The sequence below is a fragment of the Pantoea sp. ACRSC genome, assembly GCF_022346785.1.
Lineage (GTDB): Bacteria > Pseudomonadota > Gammaproteobacteria > Enterobacterales > Enterobacteriaceae > Pantoea > Pantoea alvi.
In genome coordinates this window covers 32316-54505 of record NZ_JAKRNN010000014.1, presented here as the reverse complement: position 1 = coordinate 54505, position 22190 = coordinate 32316, and the positions used below count along the sequence as shown (strand labels likewise).

Genomic DNA, 22190 nt, shown 5'->3' with positions numbered 1-22190 from the left:
TGGCCGTCGCAAAAAGCACAATCAGCGTGGCGCGCTATCCAGCCAGGGCTGATGCAGCAGCTGAAGTGCCTCCAGCGGCGCGCCGTCCAGCATCTGCATCAGCATATCGGCAAGCTGGTCGCCGGTTTCGCGGTCGGAGGCCTGACGGATGGCGATCGTCGGCGCCTCAACAATCGCTTCGCGCGGTAGACCTTCCCAGGCATAGAGGCGGATCGCTTCGCGGCCGTGCAGCCGGTTCGCCTGCTGTACCGCCAGCGCCGCACCCTCTGCCAGCGCGCTGCTGTCGGTGATAATCGCCTGCAGCGACGCATCCCGCGCCAGCCAGGCTGCGGTTTGCTGGAAGCCAGCGCGGCGCGACGGCGGTACGGCGACGATATCGACCGGCGCAACGGCGCCCATCGCGTCAAGAAAACCCTGACGGCGGTCGCGGACAAACGTCGTGCCCTCGTCGCTGCCCAGCCAGGCGATGCGCGTCAGCCCCTGTTGCAGGCAGGCCTCAACCGCCAGGCGCGAGCCGCGGTGATGATCGACGTCCAGCCAGGCGTAGGGCTGCGGCAGGTCGCTGCGGCCGAGGGTAATAAAGCGAAAGTTTTTTTGCTGCAGGCTCAGCAGACGCTCATCCTGCGGCAGGGTATGGGTGACGATCAGCGCATCCAGCACGCGGCTGCGCAGCAGGCGGGTCAGGGTACGCGGCCCGTCGTGGGGCTTATCCACCAGCAGCACCAGATCGATCTCCTGCTGCGCCAGGCGCTGATCGAGCGTCAGCAGCATTTCGCTGAAGCGGCAGTCGCTGACAGGCGACGTACTGACGGGAAAGACGAGCCCTACCGCGTTGGCGCGGCCGGTTTTCAGACGGCGCGCGGCGGCGTTGGGGCGATAGCCGCGACGCTGCGCTTCTGCTTCGACGCGTTTCCGCGTTTCCTCCGCCACATCCTTATAGCCGTTCAATGCCCGGCTAACCGTGGTAACGGACAACCCTAACTCGCTGGCAATGGCTTTTAGTGACATGCTGGACGACTCGCTGAACACGTTTTTTTCACGCTAACATAAAGTCTGTTTTGGCACTACAGAATGGAGATCCTCCGCGCCTTTTTGTCGAAAAAAGCACGTAAAAAAAGTAAAAAAACGACATTACGATGGAAAACGCCCCGAAACGGGGCGTTTTGCCTCAGCCGAGCGGGCTAAGTGTGATTTCCACGCGGCGGTTTTGCGCCTTGCCTGCTTCAGTGCTGTTGGTGGCGACCGGGTTATCCGGCCCCAGCCCCTGGGTGCGCAGACGATCTGCCGCGACGCCCTGGGTAATCAGCGCGCTGGCAACGCTCTCGGCGCGCTGCTGAGAGAGACGCATATTCAGCGCGCGCGAGCCGGTGCTGTCGGTATAGCCGGTCACGTTTACCGCGGTTTTCGGATACTCTTTCAGCACCATAGCGACGCCGGTCAGGGTATTGGCACCTGCCGCTTTCAGGCTGCTGCTGCTGGAGTCGAAGGTGACGTTATTCGGCATATTCAGCACGATATTGTCGCCCTGACGCGTCACGCTGACGCCGGTGCCGCGCATTTTTTCGCGCAGCTTGGCTTCCTGCACATCCATGTAGTAGCCGATGCCGCCGCCGAGCGCCGCGCCGGACGCCGCGCCAATTAGCGCGCCTTTGCCGCGATCTTTTTTCGACGAGGAGAGAACGCCGACGCCGGCGCCCATTAGCGCGCCCAGACCGGCGCCGATGCCGGATTTACCGGCCTGGGATTCGTTGGTGTATGGATTAACGGTACAGCCTGACAGTACCAGACTGCCGCTCAGTAACAGGCAAAGCGAAAACGATTTTTTATACATGCTCATTCCCTAAATCAAACAAAGACCTTACGTCTTTTAAGCGGCGAGATTATGCCGCTTAAGAAGGAAGAAGGGGTGAGGGAAACTCTTATTTTGTCTGGTTTGAGGATAAAAGGTTGTCAGGATGGCAAAAACAGTTGGTCTGATGATCGCTGATCAGCCCGCAGGCCTGCATAAAGGAGTAGCAAATTGTCGGGCCGACGAATTTAAAACCACGCTGCTTTAACGCTTTTGACAGCGCTATCGCCTGCTCTGAGGTGGTCGGCACCTCTTTGTAGTTTGCGAAGTGATGCACAACCGGCTGGTTATCGACAAAACCCCACACGAAGCGCGCAAAATCTTCCCCTTTCGCCTCCATCGCCAGATAAGCGCGTGCGTTGTTGATAATGGCGGTAAGTTTGCCGCGATGGCGTATCAGACCGCTATCCTGCATCAGGCGCGCCAGATCTTCATCATCCATCTGGCTTACCGCCTGAGGATCGAAGGCGTGAAAGGCGCGCCGGTAATTTTCTCGCTTCTTCAGTACGGTGATCCAGGAGAGCCCCGCCTGCTGCCCTTCCAGGCAGAGCATCTCGAACAGCGCCTGTTTGTTATTTTGCGCAATGCCCCACTCGCGGTCGTGGTAGGCCAGATAAAGCGGGTCCTCAGTGACCCAGCCGCATCGTTGCATCTTCAGTATCCTGATAAAGAGAAAATTTTGTGACGTCGCTTGATCTTACGTTTAGTCGGTTAATAGTTAAACAGCAGGCGTGATAAAACAGATTTTCACATAGCGCCGACCGGTCTCTTCAGCGTCGTCTGGAGTTTTTTCATGTTGCAGAAAAGAGAGTGTGCCAGCCAGCGCCTTGCGGCACTGGCGCTGAGTAGTGCGTTGCTTTTTTGTTCTGCAACGCCCCTGGTTGCCTGGAGCGGCGAGAGCCTGTTAGCGCCGGAGGATAATGCGCGCGATCGTCCCGATTACGACACCATCCTTGCGGAAAAAATCTCCCGAAATCTTCTGATCGTCGGCAACGATGCGCGCATGAATTTTCTGGAGGCGGCGCTGAATTCACCTCAGTCCCCCTTTACGCTGCGCGTCGAGCCTGTGCCAACCGGTACGCGCTACAGCGCGGGCTGGGATATGCCGCTGGGTGCTTCACTGACGACCGGGCCGGTGGCGCAGTACGCGCCAGCGACCGCGCCGCTCAGCTGCCCGCAGTGCGACTTCAGCCGCGACGGCGTTGCCACCTTAGGCTGGCGCGTTGATTCCCAGCTGGCGTGGATCGCGCCTTACGCGCAGCTTAGCTATAGCTATCAGCCCGGCGATGGCGTGGCCGGCGAAGCGCGCGATCGGCTGCCGGATGATCCGGCCGCGCGCGAAGCGGGCTGGGTAGACGTCAGCATCGGTGCGCATATTCCGCTGAATCACCATGTTACGGCGTTCGCCGCCTTTTCGCAAAACGACGCGCTAAATAGCGGCGAGCAGTTTATTTACAGCCTCGGCGTTAGCGCCAGTTTTTAACAGGGTGGCATAAAATGAGAAAGGGTGAATAAGTAACGTCATATAATAAGCGCGCTAATCATGATGGTAATAATAATATGCGCGAACAAATTTCAATCCTCGGCCGTGAATGCGCGGCTTTTTTATTTGCAACACTGTTCCTTGTGCTGATGATGTCGGCCATCTATATCGACGTAAACTGGATGAACGACGCCATGCATGAAACCTCGATCACGGAGACGCTGCAGGAAGTGGTGCTCGCCTCCATCGCGGCGATGTTCTTCTGGTCGGCGCATCGGCGTTCCGCCCAGCGCGGCGCGCTGATCCTTATCGGCGGCTTTTACAGCTGTATGCTGATCCGCGAACTGGACTTTGTATTCGACGTCGTCGAGCACGGCAGCTGGATCTGGTTCGCGCTGGCGACCGCCGCGGCCTGCCTGGCGATGGCGCTGCGTTCGGTGCGCGACACGCTGGACGGGCTGGTCGCTTTCGTGACCAACCGCTGCTGGCTGATGACCGTCAGCGGCATGCTGATCGTGCTGGTGTTCTCCCGCCTGTTCGGCATGCATCAGCTGTGGCAGCACCTGATGCTGGACGGCTACAACCGCGTGGTGAAAAATATCGCTGAAGAGGGCACCGAGCTGCTGGGCTACAGCATGTGCTGGCTCGCCTCGACGCGCTACCTGTGGCAAACCCGTCCGGCCCGCGTCAGGGCAGAAGCCGCCAGGCCGGTTCAGAACGCGCTTTCCACCGAGTCCGCCTCCTGGTCCTCGTAACGCGCGCCTTTTTTGGCGATCCAGGGCGTTAAAAAAGGTACAATAAAGACTTGTGCGCCGGTGCTCTGCCGGCGCAGCGTGCAGGTCAACGTCAGGTTTCATCATGTCAGTCAAAATTCTTACTTCTACGCTTATTGGGCTGGACGCCTTTCGTCAGGATCCGCGTCAGGCGCTGCAGCAGGCGGAAAACGGCACGCTGGCGGTGCTGGATAATTACGCGCCGGCGTTTTATGCCGTGACGCCGGAGCGGCTGGCGCATCTGCTGGCGCTGGAGGCGGCCGCGGCGCATCCCAGCGACGTGACGCTGGACGACAGCCTGTATGACGATCTGCCCGCTACGCTGCCGACGCCGGCGGGCAAGTTCGCTATGTATGCTGGCTGGCAGCCCGACGCCGACTTTCAGCGCCAGGCCGCTATCTGGGGCGTGGCGCTAAGCGAGCCGGTCACCCCTGCCGAGCTGGCCGCTTTCGTCGCCTACTGGCAGGCGGAAGGCCGCCTGTTTCACCATGTGCAGTGGCAGCAGAAGCTGGCGCGCAGCGTGCAGATGAACCGCGCCGCCAGCGGCGGCCAGCCCAAACGCGATATTACGCAAATCAGCAATACTGATTACAACATTCCCGATGGGTTTCGAGGTGAGTAATGAAAACGCCGACCGATCTGTTCAGCCGTCTGAAAAAAATGATGCCCGCCAACGTCCAGCCAAAGTTCACCAGCGGTGAAGAGCTGTTGGCCTGGAACCAGGAGCAGGGGCGCCTGCGTTCGGAGTCTATCGTGCGTGAAAACCGCGCCATGAAAATGCAGCGCGTTATGGGGCGTTCCGGCATTCGCGAGCTGCATATGAACTGCTCGTTCGATAACTATCGCGTCGAGAACGAAGGGCAGCGCAGGGCGCTGACGATGGCGCGCCAGTATGCAGACGATTTCGAAGGCAGCATCGCCAGCTTCGTCTTTTCCGGCCGTCCTGGCACCGGCAAAAACCATCTGGCGGCGGCCATCGGCAACGACCTGATCCTGCGCGGCAAAAGCGTGCTGATCGTTACCGTTGCGGATCTGATGTCGAGCATGAAGGGCACCTTTAGCGGCGGCAGTGATATCACCGAAGAGCGCCTGCTGCAGGATCTCAGCAGCGTCGATCTGCTGGTGATTGATGAGATCGGCATGCAGAGCGAGTCGCGCTACGAAAAGGTGATTATCAACCAGATCGTCGATCGACGCTCATCGTCGAAACGTCCGACCGGTATGCTCTCTAACCTGGATCCCGCCGGTATGAATACTCTGCTGGGCGAGCGCGTGATGGACCGTATGCGTCTCGGCAACAGCATGTGGGTGCGCTTCGACTGGGAAAGCTACCGCAGCCGCGTGCGCGGCGACGAATATTAGTCGTTTTATCCTTTCCAGAAACCGGGCGCGTCCCGGTTTTTTTACGTCGGTATCCTTCCCTTCGCCCTCTGCTGCGACTTGTGTGAAACAGCGCGCAAAAGTGCCGGATAAGGGGCGTCGCGGCGCTGTTACACTTAAAGATACGTTGCCTGTCAGAAGAGCGCTGAAAAAATATGAGTAAAGGCCCTGCACTACTCAGACTTAATAACCAGAAGCGCGTGATGACGCAGCTCCGCCATTTGCGCGTGACGTCGCGTCAGGATTTAGCCCACATCTTGTCGCTCAGTAAAAACACCGTTTCGCTGATCGTGGACGAGCTGCTGGAAAAGTCGCTGCTTCACGAGCTGGGACCGATCAACGTGGCCGCCGCCGGCCGCCCGAAAATTGAGATCGCCCTCCGCCCGGAACAGCTGAAAAGCGCGGGCGTGATGGTGGAGCGCAACGCAATTTACTGCCGCGTCTGCGACTACTTTTCGCAGGTGATGGTGGAGCAGACGCGTCGCGTCGATACCGCTAACCCTAAAAAGCTGCTGGATGAGGTCGCGAACCTGTGCGGCGAACTCACGGAGAAGCATCCGCAGCTGCTGGGCATCGGGCTGGGTTTTCCCGGCATCGTCGATCCCGATCGCGGCTGGATGCACCTTTCGACTCATCTCGGCTGGCAGGATGTCGATCTGTTGACGCCGGTCAGGCAAAAGGTCAAGGTGCCGCTGCGCGTGATGAATAACGTCAAGGCCTCGGCGCTGCTGGCGGTGCAGCAGCTTGGGCTGAGATCGACAGGTAGCCACTTCTACCTGCGCATCGCCGAAGGCATGGGCGGCGCGCTGGTGCAGCAGGGCGAAGTCGTGACCGGCAATAGCTGGACCGCGGGCGAAGCGGGGCATCTCAGCGTGCAGCCGGACGGCCCGCGCTGCCGCTGCGGCCGTCAGGGGTGCGCCGAAGCGCTGATCAGCAAACCGGCGATTGAGCAGCAGCTCGCCCAGCGCCGTCCCGGCTTAAGCTGGCAGACGCGCGACGAGGCGCCGAAGGTGGTGGATGAGGTAATGCAGCAGGCGGGCGGCTTCCTTGCGAAGGCGATTGGCCAGATTATCCTGCTGCTGAATCCGGCGACGATTATTATCGACGCCCCCTGGAATGTGCATCCGCTGTTTTGCGATACGGTGCGCAAGCGGATCGAAGCGGGCACGCCAGCCTTCACTTTCCAGAACACCAGGCTGCACTTTTTGCAGACGCGCCTCGATCCGGCGGTAGGGCTGTCGCTGGCGGTGATTGAGCAGTTTGAACAGCGGCAGGGATAAAGAGAGAAGGTCTGAAGGCCGCGGCTTAGCCTTTATCACGCCGCCGCCCTTTTACATCACGCTTTCACCGTGATGCTGTCGATACTCTTTCGGCGTGCTGGCGTAGCTTTTCTTAAATACCGAATAAAAATATTGCAGCGAAGGGTAGCCGCACATCTGGGAAATTTCATTAATGTTCAGCGAGGAAGAGGCCAGCAGCTCGCGCGCCTTTTCCAGTTTCTCGCGGTGGATCATGGCGTGAATCGTATCGCCGGTTTCATCGCGAAAGCGCTTCTCCAGATTAGAGCGCGACAGGCCGATCGCATCCAGCACCTGTTCGACCTTGATGCCTTTACAGGCGTTAAAGCGAATATAGTGCATGGCCTGGATCACGGCTGGATCGCGCAGCGAGCGGAAGTCGGTTGAGCGGCGGGCGATCACTTTGATCGGCGGCACCAGAATGCGCTGAAGCGGCAGCGGCTGTTTATCCAGCAGGCGATGCAGCAGTTTGGCGGCCTGATAGCCCATCTGCCGCGTGCCCTGCGCCACAGACGACAGCGCAACGCGCGACAGATAGCGCGTCAGTTCTTCATTGTCGATGCCGATAACGCTCAGCTTTTCCGGCACCGGGATTTTAAGATATTCGCAGGCCTGCAGCAGATGACGCGCGCGCGCGTCAGTTACCGCGATAATACCGGTTTGCGGCGGCAGGGTTTGCAGCCAGTCGGCCAGCCGGTTCTGCGCATGCTGCCAGTTTTCCGGCGCGGTATTCATCCCCTGATAAACCACCCCCTGATAGCGCTCGCGCTGCACCAGCTGGCGAAAGGCGTGTTCGCGCTCCTGCGCCCAGCGCTTGCCGCCAGAGGCGGGCAGCCCGTAAAAGGCGAAGCGATTGATGCCCTTCTCTTTGAGATGAAGAAAGGCGCTCTCCACCAGCGCCGCGTTGTCGGTGGCGATATAGTGCACCGGCGGATAATCCTGCTGGCGATGGTAAGAGCCGCCGACGCCGACAATCGGCACCTCAACGTTCGCCAGCAGCTGCTCAATTGAGCTGTCGTCATAGTCGGCGATGACGCCATCGCCCAGCCATTCGCGGATATTCTCAATGCGGCAGCGGAAATCCTCCTCGATAAAAATATCCCAGTCGGTCTGCGACGCCTGTAAATACTCGCCGACACCCTCTACCACCTGACGGTCGTAGACCTTATTGGCATTGAACAGCAACGTAATGCGATAGCGTTTTTCATGCATAGTGGCGTGCTCTCCTGAATCCCAGCGCCATGCATAGCACAGCCGGATGAGCAGCAGAAATTGTTTGCGCCAGGTTGTGATCCCCGACGCGATCAGACCCGGCGACGCGTGGCGGTATCCATCCACACCGCCAGCAGCAGAATCGCCCCTTTAACGATGTACTGCCAGAAAGTGGGGACGTCCATCATGCTCATGCCGTTATCCAGCGAGGCCATGATAAAAGCCCCCATCACCGCCCCCGCGACCGATCCCACGCCACCCGCCAGGCTGGTGCCGCCGATAACGCAGGCGGCGATAGCGTCCAGCTCGGCGATATTGCCCGCCGACGGCGAACCGGCGCCGAGGCGCGAACTCAGGATCAGACCGGCGATCGCCACCATTACGCCGTTGATGGCGAACACCGCAAGTTTAGTGCGCGCCACGTTAATTCCCGACAGCCGCGCGGCGTCCAGATTGCCGCCGATGGCGTAGATGCGGCGGCCAAAGGCGGTGCGCGTCGCCATAAACATGCCGCCCAGCAGCAGCAAAGCCAGCAGCAGAACCGGCGTCGGCACGCCGCGATAGTCATTCAATAGCCAGATCGCACCCAGCACCAGCACCGCGGTAAGCGCCTGACGCGCCACCGTGCCGCCCGCGGCGGACTGCGTCAGCCCGAGCTGCTGACGGCGCAGCCGCAGCCGCCACTGCCACAGCATAAACAGCGCCAGACCGGCGATGCCGAAACCGAAACCGACGCCGTCCGAAAGATAGCTCTGTCCAATCTGCGACATAGCGGGCGTGGTTGGCGCGACCGTGGTGCCGCTGGTGATCCCTACCAGAATGCCGCGGAACGCCAGCATGCCGGCCAGAGTAACGATAAATGACGGCACTTTGCGGTAGGCGACCCACCAGCCGTTCCAGCTGCCCAGCAGCAGCCCCATCAGCAGCGTCACCGCGATTGTCAGCGGCAGCGGCCAGCCGAGCCAGACGTCGAAAATCGCCGCCGCGCCGCCCAGCAGGCCCATCATCGAGCCCACCGACAGATCGATCTCCGCCGAAATAATGACGAACACCATACCGACCGCCAGAATGCCAGTGATCGCGGTCTGCCGCAGCAGGTTAGAGACGTTGCGCGGGCTGAGCCAGGCGCCGTCGGTGGTCCAGGTGAAAAACAGGGCGATGACCAGAATGGCGCCCAGCATCACCAGCACCTGTAGATTGGGCAGCGAGAATTTCCCCGGTGACGGCGCGCCCGGCAGCGTGCCCTGACGACTTTCGGTTTTAAGCATAATGTTCACTCCGCAGGGCCGCTTCCATCACTTGCTCCTGAGTCAGGTTGTTGTTTATCAGATCGGCTTTGATCCGCCCTTCGTGCATCACCAGAACGCGATCGCTCAGGCCCAGCACTTCGGGAAGTTCAGATGAGATAACGATCACGGCGATCCCCTGCTGCACCAGGCTGTTGATCAGCAGATAGATCTCCTGGCGGGCGCCGACGTCGATACCGCGCGTCGGCTCGTCGAGGATCAGGATTTGCGGGTTCAGCAGCAGACATTTGGCGATAATCGCCTTTTGCTGGTTGCCGCCGCTCAGCCGGCCGATCGCCAGCTCCGGCGACGAGGTTTTAACCCGCAGACGCGCAATAGCATCGTTGATGACGTGCTGCTCGCGCGTCTCGTCCAGCGGCGCGAAGCGGCGGCTGAACTGGTCCAGCGCTGCGAGGGTAATGTTTTTACCAACGCCCATCAGCGGCACGATGCCATCTTTTTTGCGATCCTCCGGCACCATGGCGATGCCCTGAGCGATCGCCTGCTGGCAGTCGCGAATTTGCACCTTCTTGTCGTTAATCCAGATATCGCCCTCCCAGCGTCCCGGCCAGACGCCGAACAGGCACTGAACCGTTTCGGTGCGGCCGGCGCCCACCAGCCCGGCGATACCGAGGATCTCGCCGCGCTTCAGGGTGAAGGAGACGTCGTTAACGCGGCGCACGTGCCGGTTAACCGGATGCCAGGCGGTCAGGTGTTCAACCCGCAGCACCGTCTCGCCGATGGCGTGCCGCTGATGGGGATAGAGCGCGGTCAGCTCGCGTCCCACCATCATGGTAATAATGTCATCCTCACTGAGTCCGGCGGCCGGACGAGTGGCGATAGGCTTGCCGTCCCGGATGACGCAGATGGTGTCGGAGATCGCTTTCACTTCGTTCAGCTTGTGGGAGATATAGATACAGGCGATGCCGTGATCGCGCAGGTTATTGATAATGCTCAGCAGTACCTCGGTTTCACGCTCGGTCAGCGACGAGGTTGGCTCATCGAGGATCAGCAGCCGCACCTGCTTATTGAGCGCGCGGGCGATCTCCACCAGCTGCTGCTGACCCAGCCCCAGATCGCCGACCCGGGCATCAGGCGAGACGTCGAAGCTGACGCGCGCCAGCAGCTGCTGACAGCGCAGCGTCATGGTTTCGTCGTCGACGATGCCGAAGCGGCCCAGCTCTGCGCCGAGAAAGATGTTCTCCATAACCGTCAGCTGCCGCACCAGCGCCAGCTCCTGATGGATAATCACAATTCCCCTGCGTTCGGTGTCGCGGATGGTCTGCGCCTGAATCTGGTCGCCGGCGAAATAGATCTCTCCGTCGAACTCGCCGTGCGGGTAGAGCCCGCACAGGATTTTCATCAGCGTGGATTTGCCCGAGCCGTTTTCGCCGCACAGCGACATCACTTCGCCGCTATCCAGCCGCAGGCTGACGTTATCCAGCGCCTTCACCGCGCCGAAACGCTTGGTGATATTGTTCATTTCCAGCAGCATCGATCTCTCCTCTTCGCGGTCGCGCGCGCTCAGAGCTCGCTCTTTTTATGGAAACCGTCTTTCACCACGGTGCTGTCGATATTCTCTTTATTGACCGGAATCGGCGTCAGCAGTCGCGAAGGCACCTCTTTCAGACCGTTATTCAGCTTGCCGTTGCTGGCGGGCATTTTGTCGTTGCCCAGCTCAATGGCGATATTGGCCGCCTCGGTTGCGAGCTGGGTAATGGGTTTATAGACGGTCATGGTTTGCGTGCCGTTGATGATGCGCTTGATGGCGGCGAGATCGGCGTCCTGGCCGGAGATGGCGACTTTGCCCGCCAGTCCCTGCGCGCTGAGCGCCTGAATGGCGCCGCCTGCGGTGGCGTCGTTGGAGGCGACCACGGCGTCGATATGGTTGCTGTTGGCGGTCAGGGCGTTTTCCATGATTTTCAGCGCGTTTTCCGGCAGCCAGGCGTCGACCCACTGGTCACCGACAACCTTAATGCTGCCGTTGTCGATATAGGGTTTCAATACCTTCATCTGACCGGCGCGGAACAGGTGCGCGTTATTATCCACCGGCGATCCGCCCATCAAAAAATAGTTCCCTTTTGGCACCTGCTTAACAATACTTTCCGCCTGCAGCTCGCCGACTTTTTCATTATCGAATGAAATATAAAAGTCGATATCCGCGTTATTTATCATGCGGTCATAGGCCAGCACTTTAATGCCTTCGCGTTTCGCTTCTGCGACGACGTTGCTTAATACCTGGCCGTTGTAGGGAATGATCACCAGCACGTCGACGCCGCGGTTAATCATATTTTCTATTTGCGACATTTGCGTTTCTTCATTGCCGTTGGCCGACTGCACGAACACTTTCGCGCCCTGCGATTCCGCCTGCTTCACAAAGATGTCGCGATCTTTTTGCCAGCGCTCCAGGCGCAGATCGTCAATCGCCATGCCGATCTTCACTTCTTTCGCGGCACCAACGTGACTGAAAAGCGCCAGCGCGGCGCAGGCGGCTAACAGCGTAAGTTTCATTTTCATGATGTTCATCCTGTCTGTAGGTTGAGGCTGTTGTCGTTATCGCATGGGTCCAGGCGCTTGAATTGTTGTCCTGGCTTTCCGGCAACATCAATTACTGATTTTTATCCGGCGATTACGTTTTTTGGTTTATTTCTGTTTTTATGAGCGGGATCGAGATTTAACGCTTTTAAGAGCAGCGGAGGGCGCCTGAGCGCGATGTTGTTATTAATTTGCGAACGGGCGCACAAATATTAATTATCTCAAGCGCGGTGTGAAATATCGTAATTGAGCCAGCGGAAAAGGCGGCAGCAATATATGGACACACGGCCAACTGACCGGATTTTCACGCTAAGGAGCGAAACATGCACGCCTATTTCGACCAGATCGAACGCGTTCGTTTTGAAGGGATAAAGAGCACTAATCCACTGGCTTTTCGCCACTACAATCCTGACGAGGTGATCCTCGGTAAAACCATGGCCGAACACCTGCGTTTCGCCGCCTGCTACTGGCACACCTTCTGCTGGAACGGCGCGGATATGTTCGGCGTTGGCGCCTTTGACCGCCCGTGGCAGAAGAGCGGTGACGCCCTGCAGCTGGCGAAGCTGAAGGCGGACGTGGCGTTTGAGTTCTTTCACAAGCTGAACGTACCTTACTACTGCTTTCATGACGTCGACGTCGCGCCGGAAGGGGACTCGCTGCGCAGCTATCAGGAAAATTTCGCGGTCATGACCGACAAGCTGCTGGAAAAACAGCAGGAGAGCGGCGTGAAGCTGCTGTGGGGCACCGCCAACTGTTTTACCCATCCGCGCTACGGCGCCGGCGCGGCGACCAGTCCCGATCCAGAGATCTTCGCCTGGGCGGCGAGCCAGGTGTGCAGCGCCATGCAGGCGACGCAGACGCTGGGCGGGGAAAACTACGTGCTGTGGGGCGGCCGTGAAGGATATGAAACCCTGCTGAATACCGATCTGCGCCAGGAGCGCGAGCAGATTGGCCGCTTTATGCAGATGGTGGTAGAGCACAAGCATAAAATCGGCTTCCAGGGCATGCTGCTAATCGAGCCGAAGCCGCAGGAGCCGACTAAACATCAGTATGATTATGATGTGGCAACGGTTTACGGCTTTCTGAAGCAGTTCGGGCTGGAGAAAGAGATCAAGGTTAACGTCGAGGCGAACCACGCCACGCTGGCGGGCCACTCGTTTCATCATGAGATCGCCACCGCTATCGCGCTGGGCATTTTCGGTTCGGTGGACGCCAACCGCGGTGACGTGCAGTGTGGCTGGGATACCGACCAGTTCCCGATCAGCGTCGAAGAGAACGCGCTGGTGCTCTACGAAATTATTAAAGCGGGCGGTTTCACCACCGGCGGCCTGAACTTCGATGCCAAAGTACGTCGCCAGAGCACCGACAAATATGACCTCTTCTACGGCCATATCGGCGCGATGGATACCATGGCGCTGGCGCTTAAAGCCGCGGCGCGCATGGTGGAGGCGGGCGAGCTGGACCAGCGCGTGGCGCAGCGTTACAGCGGCTGGAACGGTGAGTTTGGCCAGCAGATCCTCAAGGGCGAGTTTTCCCTCGCCTCGCTGGCGGCCCATGCTCAGCAGCAGCAGTTCAATCCGCAGCATCAAAGCGGGCGCCAGGAGCAGCTGGAGAACCTGGTGAACCACTATCTTTATGATTTCTGAGATAAGCGGGAGTAAGGCATGTATATCGGGATCGATTTAGGCACGTCCGGGGTCAAGGTGGCGCTGCTGGATGCGCAGGGTGAGGTGGCGGCGGTCAGCAGCGCGCCGCTGCAGGTGTCGCGCCCGCACGCGCTCTGGAGCGAGCAGGATCCCGAAAGCTGGTGGCTGGCGACCGACCAGGCGATGCAGGCGCTGGCGCAGCAGCATGCGCTCGGCGAGGTAAAGGCTATCGGCCTGAGCGGCCAGATGCACGGCGCGACGCTGCTGGACAGCGAGCATCGCGTGCTGCGTCCGGCCATTTTATGGAACGACGGGCGCAGCGGCGAACAGTGCCGTGAATTAGAGCAGCGCGTGCCCGCGTCGCGCCAGATCACCGGCAACCTGATGATGCCCGGCTTTACCGCGCCCAAACTGCTGTGGGTGCGGCAGCATGAGCCAGAGATTTTTCAGCGGGTGGCGAAGGTGCTGCTGCCGAAAGACTACCTGCGCTGGCGGCTGAGCGGCGACTTCGCCAGCGACCTCTCCGATGCGGCAGGCACGATGTGGCTGGACGTGGCACGCCGCGACTGGAGCGACCTGATGCTCGACGCCTGCGGACTGACGCGTGACCATATGCCAGCGCTGTTTGAAGGCAACGCCGTTACCGGCGTGCTGAGTGACGCAATCGCGGCGCGCTGGGGGATGTCGGCGGTGCCGCTGGTGGCGGGCGGCGGCGATAACGCCGCGGGCGCGGTGGGGGTCGGCATGACCGAGCCGGGGCAGGGGATGCTGTCGCTCGGCACCTCCGGCGTCTATTTCGTGGTCAGCGACGGCTACCTCAGCAATCCGCAGCGTGCGGTGCACAGCTTCTGCCATGCGCTGCCGCAGCGCTGGCATCTGATGTCGGTTATTCTCAGCGCCGCCGCCTGTCTCGACTGGGCGGCGGCGCTGACCGGCTGCGCCGACGTGCCGCAGCTGCTGGCGGAAGCGGAGCGCGCCGATGACAGCGCGCCACCGCTCTGGTTTCTGCCCTATCTCTCCGGCGAACGCACGCCCCATAATAACCCGAAGGCGACGGGCGTTTTCTTTGGCCTGACGCACCAGCATGGTCGGCCTGAGCTGGCGCGCGCGGTGCTGGAAGGCGTTGGCTACGCGCTGGCGCAGGGCATGGACGCGGTGCATGAGTGCGGCGTCACGCCCTCCAGCATTATGCTGATCGGCGGCGGGGCGCGCAGCGCGCTGTGGCGTCAGATGCTGGCCGATATCAGCGGCCAGACGCTCGACTACTGTCAGGGGGGCGAGGTCGGCCCGGCGCTGGGCGCGGCGCGGCTGGCGCAGCTGGCGATCGAGCCGCAGACTACGCTGCCTGCCCTGACGCGGGTGCAGCGCCATCAGCCCGATGCAGCGCGCTATCAGCGCTATCAGCCGCTGCGTGATACCTTTGCCCGCCTCTACGCGCAGCTTGCCCCGCTGATGCAGTAACGCTGTCCCGTATTGTCGCCATCTTGTCCCGATTTGGCCTTCTTCCTGCGCGTCAGGCCCGTCATGATGGGCCTGAGTTCATTTCCCAGGAGGCCGAAAATGGCACAGGCAGCGCTGTTGGTGATCGATGTTCAGCAATCTTTTTTACACCGTGATTTCTGGCAGGAGGCGGATGTTCCGGCGTTTCAGCGCAATATCAGCGCGCTAATCGAAGGGTGCCAGGCGAAAGGGATGCCGATTGTGGATGTATTTCACGTCGCGCCGCAGGGCCCCTTCTCGCTGGCGTCCGGCTGGGTGAAGCGCATGACTTTTTTGCAGCATGCGGCGACGTTCAGCGTGCATAAACATGTACACAACGCGCTGACGGAGTCCGGGCTGCTGCCCTGGCTTCAGGCGCGTGCAGTCGATACCCTGATTATCAGCGGCATCCGCACCGAACAGTGCTGCGAAACCACCGCGCGCGTGGCGTCCGATCTCGGTTTTAAGGTACTGTTTGTCTCCGAAGCGACGCTGACCTTCCCGATGACCCACAACGGCATCACGCTCAGCAGCGCCGAACTGATTCACCGTACCGAAACCATGCTGGCCAACCGCTTTGCCGAGGTGGTGAGCGTGGAAGCGTGCCTGGCGCGCGTCTGACAACAAGGAGTGGCGCGATGCCGCAAACTGTCCTGTTTCTTACTCTGCCCGGTGTAATGGCGCTCGACCTGACCGGGCCGGCCGAGACGCTGCGGCTGGCGGGAGAGGATCGCTTCGCGCTGCGTTATATCGGGCCGCAAGCATCGGTTTTAAGCTCTACGCAGATGACCCTTGCCGGGATTGAGCCGCTGCCCGAGACTCTGCCGCCCGACAACCTGCTGGTGGTGCCGGGGGTCAGTGACTCTACCCTCTGGTTCTCGACGCCGCAGGCCGAGGCCGCGCGCCGCTGGCTGCAGCGCCAGCAGCCACGGCTGCGCGCGCAGCAGCTTACCTTAATCTGCGTCTGTTCCGGTGCGTTGCTGGCGGCGCAGGCGGGCCTGCTCGACGGCATGCAGTGCACCACCCATCACGACGTGCTGGCGCGCTTAAAAGCCGCCGCGCCGACGGCGCAGGTCAAAGAGAATCGCGTCTTTGTCGACGACGGCAATATCTGGACCAGCGCAGGCATTACCGCCGGAATCGACCTTTCGCTGCACCTGATTAACCGGCTGTGCGGCGCGCAGACGGCGCTGGAGGTGGCGCGCGACATGGTGGTGTGGTTCCGCCGCTCCGGCGACGATCCGCAGCTGTCGCCCTGGCTGCGCTACCGCAATCATCTCCATCCGGCGATACATCGCGCACAGGACGCGATGATCGCCCATCCCGAGCACGGCTGGTCGCTGGAGGATCTCGCCGCACGCGTCCACGTCAGCAGCCGTCATCTGGCGCGCCTGTTTCGTCAGCATCTGGGTATCAGCGTGCGCGACTATCACGAGCAGCTGCGGCTGGGTATCGCGCGCCAGCGCCAGCAGCAGGGCGAAGGCGCGGAAAAAGCGGCGCTGGCGGCGGGATTTTCTTCAGCGCGCCAGCTGCGGCGCGCCCGCGATCGCTGGCGCGATCAGCTTACCCAGTGACGTCTGTCGAGGCGCTGCAGGCCCATCGCCAGCAGCAGGCTGCCCGCCAGCGTCACGCCGAACACCCAGGGCAGATCCAGCAGCGGCCGCGACATATCGTCATAGTGGCGGGTGCGCAGGAAGTGAATAAACAGCGCGTGAAAGCCGTAAATCGGCAGGGAATAGCGTGAAAGCGTGCCGAGCACCGGCAGCGTGCGGGCGTTCAGGGCGTTCTTGAACAGCACCAGCAGGCTGATGGCGGCGATAAACACCAGCGGGCCGCAGTAGAGATACCAGCGGTCGTTGAAGGCGCCATTAGCAATCAGCGCCTGTTTCGTGCCGAAGGTAATGCCGATAACGCAGGCGGCGAACAGCCCGGCCGCCAGCGGTGTCACGCCGCGCTTTGCCGTCTCCATGGTGCCGATAGCGCGTCCCAGCAGGGCATAGAGCAGATAATAGATACTGTCGCCGCTGACGTAGAGGTTTACCGGCAGCCAGTGAAAGGGGCCCACCGCCTGATCCACGGTATTTGGGTTCGCCAGCACCGCCAGCACCACCACCAGCAGCGCCACATAGCGCGCCTGCACCGCTTTTACCTGAATCAGCGGCGACAGCAGATAGATGCCGATCAGCGCAAAGAAAAACCACAGATGATAAAACACCGGCTTCTGCAGCATCTTCAGCAGCGAGCGCCCTTCGCTGATGGGCGTCAGCCAGGTGATATAGGCCAGCGCCACCGCGCTGTAGAACAGCAGGCAAAGCACCAGCCGCAGCATATGGCGCGGCTGCGCGCTGCGCTCGCCGAAGAACAGGTAGCCGGAGATCATAAAAAAGAGCGGCACGCAGACGCGCGACGCGGAATTAAGCAGGTTGGTGATATCCCACCAGAGCCCGGTCACCGCCATCGGGCCGGTGATATACCAGGTGGTGGTATGGATTACGATCACCATCAAACAGGCGACCGCGCGTAAATTGTCGATCCAGCAAATCTTGTGCGACATCGGGTCCTCTTGCGCATCACGATAGTGCGAAGAAGGGTAGACAGTCGCGATGCGCGCGACAACATTTCACGGCAGGATTCGGAGCCGTCTGGCGCGGCCGCGCCCGGCAGGATTTCCGGCTGCACATCGCGCGGTCAAAGGGTATACTGGCGCACTCTTTTTTCATCTACCCGAATCGCGTGCGAAATCATCATGCAAAAGTTTGATACCAAAACCTTTCAGGGCCTGATCCTGACATTGCAGGATTACTGGGCGCGTCAGGGCTGCACCATCGTTCAGCCGCTGGACATGGAAGTGGGCGCTGGCACTTCACACCCTATGACCTGCCTGCGCGCACTCGGACCTGAGCCGATTGCCGCAGCCTACGTGCAGCCTTCGCGCCGTCCAACCGACGGCCGCTACGGCGAAAACCCGAACCGCTTACAGCACTATTACCAGTTCCAGGTGATCATCAAGCCGTCGCCGGACAACATTCAGGAGCTGTATCTCGGATCGCTGAAAGAGTTAGGCATCGATCCCACCGTGCATGATATCCGCTTCGTGGAAGATAACTGGGAAAACCCGACGCTCGGCGCGTGGGGCCTCGGCTGGGAAGTGTGGCTTAACGGCATGGAAGTGACGCAGTTCACCTACTTCCAGCAGGTGGGCGGCCTGGAGTGCAAGCCGGTGACCGGTGAAATCACCTACGGCCTTGAGCGTCTGGCGATGTATATCCAGGGCGTTGACAGCGTTTACGATCTGGTCTGGAGCGACGGCCCGCTGGGTAAAACCACCTATGGCGACGTCTTCCATCAGAACGAAGTCGAGCAGTCTACCTACAACTTCGAATACGCCGACGTCGACTTCCTCTTTACCTGCTTCGAGCAGTATGAGAAAGAGGCGCAGCAGCTGCTGGCGCTGGAAAAACCGCTGCCGCTGCCGGCCTATGAGCGCATTCTGAAAGCCGCGCACAGCTTTAACCTGCTGGACGCGCGCAAGGCGATCTCCGTGACCGAGCGCCAGCGCTATATTCTGCGCATCCGCACCCTGACCAAAGCCGTGGCTGAAGCCTACTACGCCTCCCGCGAGGCGCTGGGCTTCCCGATGTGCAATAACAACGAGTAAGAGGCAGCCATGACTGAAAAAACGTTTCTGGTGGAAACCGGCACCGAAGAGCTGCCGCCGAAAGCATTGCGCAGCCTGGCCGAAGCCTTTGCTGCGCAGGTTACCGCCGAGCTGGACAGCGCCGGCCTGGCGCACGGCGACGTGCGCTGGTACGCCGCACCGCGCCGTCTGGCGCTGAAAGTGGCGAGCCTGAGCGCCGCGCAGCCCGACCGCGAAGTCGAAAAACGCGGCCCGGCGGTCTCTGCCGCCTTTGACGCCAGCGGCAATCCGACCAAAGCGGCGGAAGGCTGGGCGCGCGGCAACGGTATCACCGTCGATCAGGCTGAGCGCCTGAGCACCGACAAAGGCGAATGGCTGGTTTATCGCGCGCAGGTGAAAGGCGAGTCCGCCCAGTCGCTGCTGCCCGGCATGATAGCCAACGCGCTCGGCAAGCTGCCGATCCCGAAACTGATGCGCTGGGGCGCGAGCGACGTGCAGTTTGTCCGTCCGGTACACACCGTGACGCTGCTGCTGGGCGACGAGCTGATCCCGGCGACCATCCTCGGCATTGAGTCAGGGCGCACCATTCGCGGCCATCGTTTTATGGGCGAGCCTGAGTTCACCATCGATCACGCCGACCAGTATCCCGATATCCTGGAAACGCGCGGCAAAGTGATCGCCGACTACGCGGTGCGTAAGGCGCAGATCAAAGCTGATGCCGAAGCCGCTGCGCGCCAGCTGGGCGGCAATGCCGACCTGAGTGACAGCCTGCTGGAAGAGGTCACCTCGCTGGTGGAGTGGCCGGTGGTGCTGACCGCGACCTTCGAAGAGAAGTTCCTCAAGGTGCCGGCGGAAGCGCTGGTCTACACCATGAAGGGCGATCAGAAATATTTCCCGGTCTATGACGACGCGGGCAAGCTGCTGCCGAACTTTATTTTTGTCACCAATATCGAATCGAGCGATCCGCAGCAGATTATCGCCGGTAATGAGAAGGTGGTGCGCCCGCGTCTGGCGGATGCCGAATTCTTCTTTAACACCGACCGCAAAAAGCGTCTGGAAGATCACCTGCCGCGCCTTGAAACCGTGCTGTTCCAGAAAGAGCTTGGCACGCTGCGCGACAAAACCGATCGCATTCAGGCGCTGGCAGGCTGGATCGCCGCGCAGATCGGTGCCGACGTTAATCATGCGACGCGCGCCGGCCTGCTCTCCAAGTGCGACCTGATGACCAATATGGTGTTTGAGTTTACCGACACCCAGGGCGTGATGGGCATGCACTACGCGCGTCACGACGGCGAAGCCGAAGATGTGGCGGTCGCGCTCAACGAGCAGTATCAGCCGCGCTACGCCGGCGACGATCTGCCCTCTAACCCGGTGGCCTGCGCGCTGGCAATCGCCGACAAGATGGATACCCTTGCGGGCATATTCGGCATCGGCCAGCATCCGAAAGGCGATAAAGACCCGTTTGCGCTGCGCCGCGCCGCGCTGGGCGTGCTGCGTATTATCGTTGAGAAGAACCTGCCGCTCGATCTGCAGACCCTGACGGAAGAGGCGGTGCGCCTGTACGGCAGCAAGCTGAGCAACGGCAACGTGGTCGATGACGTTATCGACTTTATGCTGGGTCGCTTCCGCAGCTGGTATCAGGAAGAGGGCCACAGCGTCGATACGCTGCAGGCGGTGCTGGCGCGTCGTCCGACCCGTCCGGCTGACTTCGACGCACGTATGAAGGCGGTATCGCACTTCCGCACCCTCGACGAAGCGGCGGCGCTGGCGGCAGCGAACAAGCGCGTCTCTAATATCCTGGCGAAATCGACCGAAACGCTGAACGACAGCGTGCAGGCGTCGCTGCTGAAGGAGAATGAAGAGATCCAGCTGGCGACCTTCGTGACCGCGCTCGGCGATAAGCTGCAGCCCTACTTCGCAGATGGCCGCTACCAGGATGCGCTGATCGAACTGGCGCAGCTGCGCGAGGCCGTCGATAACTTCTTCGACAAGGTGATGGTTAACGCCGACGACGCCGACGTGCGCATCAACCGTCTGACGCTGCTGGCGAAGCTGCGCGAGCTGTTCCTGCAGGTTGCGGATATTTCGCTGCTGCAGTAATAGTTAAAATTTAAGATGGCAAAAGGGCGACACTATGTCGCCCTTTTTATAGCTATGCTGCGTAAGCGCGATTAAATTAAAATATCAGGCCCTTTACGGTTAATCGCATTTAATAAAAGCAGCGCTGCGCCGTTGGGCTTTTTCTCGTCACGCTCCCACTTTGAAATTGTAACCACAGACATATTGATATAAGCAGCCAGCATGGCCTGGCTGAGATTAAATCTGGCCCGCAGCGTTTTAATCGCTTGCCCGTTCATCTCTTCTACCGCAGGCAGTTTATCGCGTAGCTCGCGCAGTCTGAGACGCGCATCGAGATGTTCAACTGTTTCATCGGAAACAACGCCAATCTGGTTAAAGTCGTGGGCAATTTCCTGCAGGTCTTTCAAATGATCAATCATCGCACTTTAACTCCCGCATAATACCGGCGGCTAACGCCTTATCTACCTCTGTTCTGGACATGGCGAGTAGCTGCTTCGCTAATATTCGGTATGCCGCAAGATCGTCTGCGGCAATCTCTTTTCCACCATGCTTTTTAATATCGCTTTTACTCCAGCCATTCACAAAAAAGAGGTTTCCGCCATATTTGAAAATGATAACGCTGCGCGCGCCACCGCTCTTGCCCGCATCCAGCGCGATTCGTTTTTTGAATACGCCGCCGCCAAGGTCAGCTTCATACTGACCGGCCATTATCTCTCGCGCTGCGCTAAACAACTTCTCTTCAGAGATGCTGTATCGCTTAAGATTTCGGTCAAAGGGTTTTAAAACAAAGATCGACATAACCAACTCCGTCTGGTTGTTCGCCGCTCCTGGCGCTGCTTAATTTTTACTCTGTACTATAGTCCTCAGTATGGCAGATGGCAAGGGGCGCAGCATCCCGACCGTTACGCAGCAGGCGGCGCGGTACGCGCAAAACTCTCGCGCTGAAACAGATGCTCCGCCAGCTTCACCAGCGCCGGGCGATCCACGCACCAGTTGGGCACGACGTGGCGAAAGTTGATATAGCCGATGGTGCAGCCCACCGCGATATCGGCAAGATTGAGCGTGCCGTTATTCAGCAAACGCCCTTCCGCCGCTATGGCTTCCAGCTTATCCAGCCCGCGCAGGATCTTCTCCCGGTTGCGCGTCAGCACCTCGGCGGACTGCTGCTCCGGCGCGCGCAGCTTCTCGCGTACGATAACGCTGGCGCAGTCGCTGACCCCGTCCGCCAGCCGCTCGGTCTGCCGAATATGCAGCGCCAGACAGGCGTCCTCCGGCAGCAGCGCGGGCGCATCGCCGCGCAGCTCCAGATACTGTGCGATAATCGAGGAGTCAAACCAGGCCTGCTGGCTGTCGTCAATCAGCGTCGGCACCTTGCCCAGCGGATTGTGGTGCGAAACCTGGCTGTCGGGGCTGTAAGGCGCATCGTTAACAAATTCGAATACGATGCCTTTCTCCAGCAGCATGACAGATATCTTCCGTACAAAAGGGCTGGTATAGCTGCCGATCAGTTTCATCGCACTCCTCCGCCGTTAA

22 protein-coding genes are annotated in these 22190 nt (G+C 60.2%); 11 read left to right on the top strand and 11 right to left on the bottom strand.

Annotated elements, in window-relative coordinates; genetic code table 11:
* Window positions 1-21: 21 nt before the first annotated feature.
* The 3 genes from MHZ97_RS14570 to MHZ97_RS14560 all read right to left on the bottom strand — a co-directional run bounded on the left by MHZ97_RS14570 (window position 22) and on the right by MHZ97_RS14560 (window position 2501).
* Window positions 22-1008, bottom strand: a complete 987-nt coding sequence (locus tag MHZ97_RS14570; protein WP_239315200.1) for a LacI family DNA-binding transcriptional regulator — start codon at window positions 1006-1008, stop codon at window positions 22-24.
* Between the two features lie 160 nt (window positions 1009-1168).
* Entirely contained in the window at window positions 1169-1831 is a 663-nt protein-coding gene (locus MHZ97_RS14565) for an OmpA family lipoprotein (RefSeq protein WP_103797123.1), read from the bottom strand.
* An 88-nt stretch (window positions 1832-1919) separates the two neighbouring features.
* On the bottom strand, window positions 1920-2501 hold the full coding sequence (locus MHZ97_RS14560) for a DNA-3-methyladenine glycosylase I (RefSeq protein ID WP_239315199.1): 582 nt from the start codon (window positions 2499-2501) through the stop codon (window positions 1920-1922).
* 141 nt (window positions 2502-2642) lie between these two features.
* On the opposite strand from MHZ97_RS14560, the gene MHZ97_RS14555 reads away from it, so the two are divergent.
* From MHZ97_RS14555 to MHZ97_RS14535, 5 genes are all read left to right on the top strand, one after another.
* Window positions 2643-3332, top strand: coding sequence for an autotransporter (locus tag MHZ97_RS14555; protein ID WP_239315198.1), 690 nt, complete (start codon window positions 2643-2645; stop codon window positions 3330-3332).
* 77 nt (window positions 3333-3409) lie between these two features.
* Window positions 3410-4087 carry a hypothetical protein gene (locus MHZ97_RS14550; RefSeq protein WP_103797126.1) on the top strand — a complete coding sequence of 226 codons (678 nt, stop codon included), beginning with the start codon at window positions 3410-3412 and terminating at the stop codon, window positions 4085-4087.
* Between the two features lie 103 nt (window positions 4088-4190).
* Window positions 4191-4727, top strand: coding sequence for a primosomal protein DnaT (dnaT, locus tag MHZ97_RS14545; protein ID WP_224481585.1), 537 nt, complete (start codon window positions 4191-4193; stop codon window positions 4725-4727).
* A complete protein-coding gene (dnaC, locus tag MHZ97_RS14540; RefSeq protein ID WP_033793024.1) occupies window positions 4727-5467 on the top strand; it encodes a DNA replication protein DnaC in 741 nt (246 codons plus the stop codon). Before dnaT ends, dnaC begins: the two co-directional genes overlap by 1 nt.
* 221 nt (window positions 5468-5688) lie before the next feature.
* Complete coding sequence (locus tag MHZ97_RS14535) at window positions 5689-6765, top strand: ROK family protein (RefSeq protein WP_233215878.1); 1077 nt, start codon at window positions 5689-5691, stop codon at window positions 6763-6765.
* 51 nt (window positions 6766-6816) lie between these two features.
* Here the strand turns inward: MHZ97_RS14535 and xylR are convergent, their stop codons facing one another.
* The 4 genes from xylR to xylF form a co-directional block, all read right to left on the bottom strand.
* Complete coding sequence (xylR, locus tag MHZ97_RS14530) at window positions 6817-7995, bottom strand: D-xylose utilization transcriptional activator XylR (RefSeq protein WP_239315521.1); 1179 nt, start codon at window positions 7993-7995, stop codon at window positions 6817-6819.
* A 92-nt stretch (window positions 7996-8087) separates the two neighbouring features.
* Window positions 8088-9263, bottom strand: coding sequence for a xylose ABC transporter permease XylH (xylH, locus tag MHZ97_RS14525; RefSeq protein ID WP_103797130.1), 1176 nt, complete (start codon window positions 9261-9263; stop codon window positions 8088-8090).
* Window positions 9256-10776, bottom strand: a complete 1521-nt coding sequence (locus MHZ97_RS14520; RefSeq protein ID WP_239315520.1) for a xylose ABC transporter ATP-binding protein — start codon at window positions 10774-10776, stop codon at window positions 9256-9258. Before MHZ97_RS14520 ends, xylH begins: the two co-directional genes overlap by 8 nt.
* A gap of 29 nt (window positions 10777-10805) precedes the next feature.
* On the bottom strand, window positions 10806-11798 hold the full coding sequence (gene xylF / locus MHZ97_RS14515; RefSeq protein WP_103797132.1) for a D-xylose ABC transporter substrate-binding protein: 993 nt from the start codon (window positions 11796-11798) through the stop codon (window positions 10806-10808).
* 341 nt (window positions 11799-12139) lie between these two features.
* On the opposite strand from xylF, the gene xylA reads away from it, so the two are divergent.
* The 4 genes from xylA to MHZ97_RS14495 all read left to right on the top strand — a co-directional run bounded on the left by xylA (window position 12140) and on the right by MHZ97_RS14495 (window position 16515).
* A complete protein-coding gene (gene xylA / locus MHZ97_RS14510) occupies window positions 12140-13462 on the top strand; it encodes a xylose isomerase (protein WP_103797133.1) in 1323 nt (440 codons plus the stop codon).
* 18 nt (window positions 13463-13480) lie between these two features.
* A complete protein-coding gene (xylB, locus tag MHZ97_RS14505; protein WP_239315519.1) occupies window positions 13481-14923 on the top strand; it encodes a xylulokinase in 1443 nt (480 codons plus the stop codon).
* Window positions 14924-15022: 99 nt separating this feature from the next.
* Complete coding sequence (locus MHZ97_RS14500) at window positions 15023-15562, top strand: cysteine hydrolase family protein (RefSeq protein ID WP_239315518.1); 540 nt, start codon at window positions 15023-15025, stop codon at window positions 15560-15562.
* Between the two features lie 17 nt (window positions 15563-15579).
* Complete coding sequence (locus tag MHZ97_RS14495; RefSeq protein WP_239315517.1) at window positions 15580-16515, top strand: GlxA family transcriptional regulator; 936 nt, start codon at window positions 15580-15582, stop codon at window positions 16513-16515.
* Here the strand turns inward: MHZ97_RS14495 and MHZ97_RS14490 are convergent.
* The gene (locus MHZ97_RS14490; protein ID WP_103797137.1) at window positions 16500-17495 is read right to left on the bottom strand and encodes an acyltransferase; all 996 of its coding nucleotides are present in this window, start codon (window positions 17493-17495) and stop codon (window positions 16500-16502) included. The genes MHZ97_RS14495 and MHZ97_RS14490 overlap by 16 nt on opposite strands.
* Before the next feature lie 192 nt (window positions 17496-17687).
* On the opposite strand from MHZ97_RS14490, the gene glyQ reads away from it, so the two are divergent.
* Both glyQ and glyS read left to right on the top strand, forming a co-directional pair.
* Window positions 17688-18599, top strand: a complete 912-nt coding sequence (glyQ, locus tag MHZ97_RS14485) for a glycine--tRNA ligase subunit alpha (protein ID WP_239315516.1) — start codon at window positions 17688-17690, stop codon at window positions 18597-18599.
* Window positions 18600-18608: 9 nt separating this feature from the next.
* A complete protein-coding gene (gene glyS / locus MHZ97_RS14480) occupies window positions 18609-20678 on the top strand; it encodes a glycine--tRNA ligase subunit beta (protein ID WP_239315515.1) in 2070 nt (689 codons plus the stop codon).
* A 71-nt stretch (window positions 20679-20749) separates the two neighbouring features.
* On the opposite strand, the gene MHZ97_RS14475 is transcribed toward glyS, so the two are convergent.
* The 3 genes from MHZ97_RS14475 to MHZ97_RS14465 all read right to left on the bottom strand — a co-directional run bounded on the left by MHZ97_RS14475 (window position 20750) and on the right by MHZ97_RS14465 (window position 22171).
* Window positions 20750-21076 carry a DNA-binding transcriptional regulator gene (locus MHZ97_RS14475; RefSeq protein ID WP_239315514.1) on the bottom strand — a complete coding sequence of 109 codons (327 nt, stop codon included), beginning with the start codon at window positions 21074-21076 and terminating at the stop codon, window positions 20750-20752.
* Window positions 21069-21455, bottom strand: coding sequence for a type II toxin-antitoxin system RelE/ParE family toxin (locus tag MHZ97_RS14470; RefSeq protein WP_239315513.1), 387 nt, complete (start codon window positions 21453-21455; stop codon window positions 21069-21071). Before MHZ97_RS14470 ends, MHZ97_RS14475 begins: the two co-directional genes overlap by 8 nt.
* A gap of 104 nt (window positions 21456-21559) precedes the next feature.
* On the bottom strand, window positions 21560-22171 hold the full coding sequence (locus MHZ97_RS14465) for a glutathione S-transferase (RefSeq protein WP_239315512.1): 612 nt from the start codon (window positions 22169-22171) through the stop codon (window positions 21560-21562).
* Between the last annotated feature and the right edge of the window lie 19 nt (window positions 22172-22190).

Coding starts and splice junctions, on each gene's coding strand:
- MHZ97_RS14570 (WP_239315200.1), bottom strand. CDS start 1,008: ATGTCACTAAAAGCCATTGCCAGCGAGTTAGGGTTGTCCGTTACCACG.
- MHZ97_RS14565 (WP_103797123.1), bottom strand. CDS start 1,831: ATGTATAAAAAATCGTTTTCGCTTTGCCTGTTACTGAGCGGCAGTCTG.
- MHZ97_RS14560 (WP_239315199.1), bottom strand. CDS start 2,501: ATGCAACGATGCGGCTGGGTCACTGAGGACCCGCTTTATCTGGCCTAC.
- MHZ97_RS14555 (WP_239315198.1), top strand. CDS start 2,643: ATGTTGCAGAAAAGAGAGTGTGCCAGCCAGCGCCTTGCGGCACTGGCG.
- MHZ97_RS14550 (WP_103797126.1), top strand. CDS start 3,410: ATGCGCGAACAAATTTCAATCCTCGGCCGTGAATGCGCGGCTTTTTTA.
- dnaT (WP_224481585.1), top strand. CDS start 4,191: ATGTCAGTCAAAATTCTTACTTCTACGCTTATTGGGCTGGACGCCTTT.
- dnaC (WP_033793024.1), top strand. CDS start 4,727: ATGAAAACGCCGACCGATCTGTTCAGCCGTCTGAAAAAAATGATGCCC.
- MHZ97_RS14535 (WP_233215878.1), top strand. CDS start 5,689: ATGACGCAGCTCCGCCATTTGCGCGTGACGTCGCGTCAGGATTTAGCC.
- xylR (WP_239315521.1), bottom strand. CDS start 7,995: ATGCATGAAAAACGCTATCGCATTACGTTGCTGTTCAATGCCAATAAG.
- xylH (WP_103797130.1), bottom strand. CDS start 9,263: ATGCTTAAAACCGAAAGTCGTCAGGGCACGCTGCCGGGCGCGCCGTCA.
- MHZ97_RS14520 (WP_239315520.1), bottom strand. CDS start 10,776: ATGCTGCTGGAAATGAACAATATCACCAAGCGTTTCGGCGCGGTGAAG.
- xylF (WP_103797132.1), bottom strand. CDS start 11,798: ATGAAAATGAAACTTACGCTGTTAGCCGCCTGCGCCGCGCTGGCGCTT.
- xylA (WP_103797133.1), top strand. CDS start 12,140: ATGCACGCCTATTTCGACCAGATCGAACGCGTTCGTTTTGAAGGGATA.
- xylB (WP_239315519.1), top strand. CDS start 13,481: ATGTATATCGGGATCGATTTAGGCACGTCCGGGGTCAAGGTGGCGCTG.
- MHZ97_RS14500 (WP_239315518.1), top strand. CDS start 15,023: ATGGCACAGGCAGCGCTGTTGGTGATCGATGTTCAGCAATCTTTTTTA.
- MHZ97_RS14495 (WP_239315517.1), top strand. CDS start 15,580: ATGCCGCAAACTGTCCTGTTTCTTACTCTGCCCGGTGTAATGGCGCTC.
- MHZ97_RS14490 (WP_103797137.1), bottom strand. CDS start 17,495: ATGTCGCACAAGATTTGCTGGATCGACAATTTACGCGCGGTCGCCTGT.
- glyQ (WP_239315516.1), top strand. CDS start 17,688: ATGCAAAAGTTTGATACCAAAACCTTTCAGGGCCTGATCCTGACATTG.
- glyS (WP_239315515.1), top strand. CDS start 18,609: ATGACTGAAAAAACGTTTCTGGTGGAAACCGGCACCGAAGAGCTGCCG.
- MHZ97_RS14475 (WP_239315514.1), bottom strand. CDS start 21,076: ATGATTGATCATTTGAAAGACCTGCAGGAAATTGCCCACGACTTTAAC.
- MHZ97_RS14470 (WP_239315513.1), bottom strand. CDS start 21,455: ATGTCGATCTTTGTTTTAAAACCCTTTGACCGAAATCTTAAGCGATAC.
- MHZ97_RS14465 (WP_239315512.1), bottom strand. CDS start 22,171: ATGAAACTGATCGGCAGCTATACCAGCCCTTTTGTACGGAAGATATCT.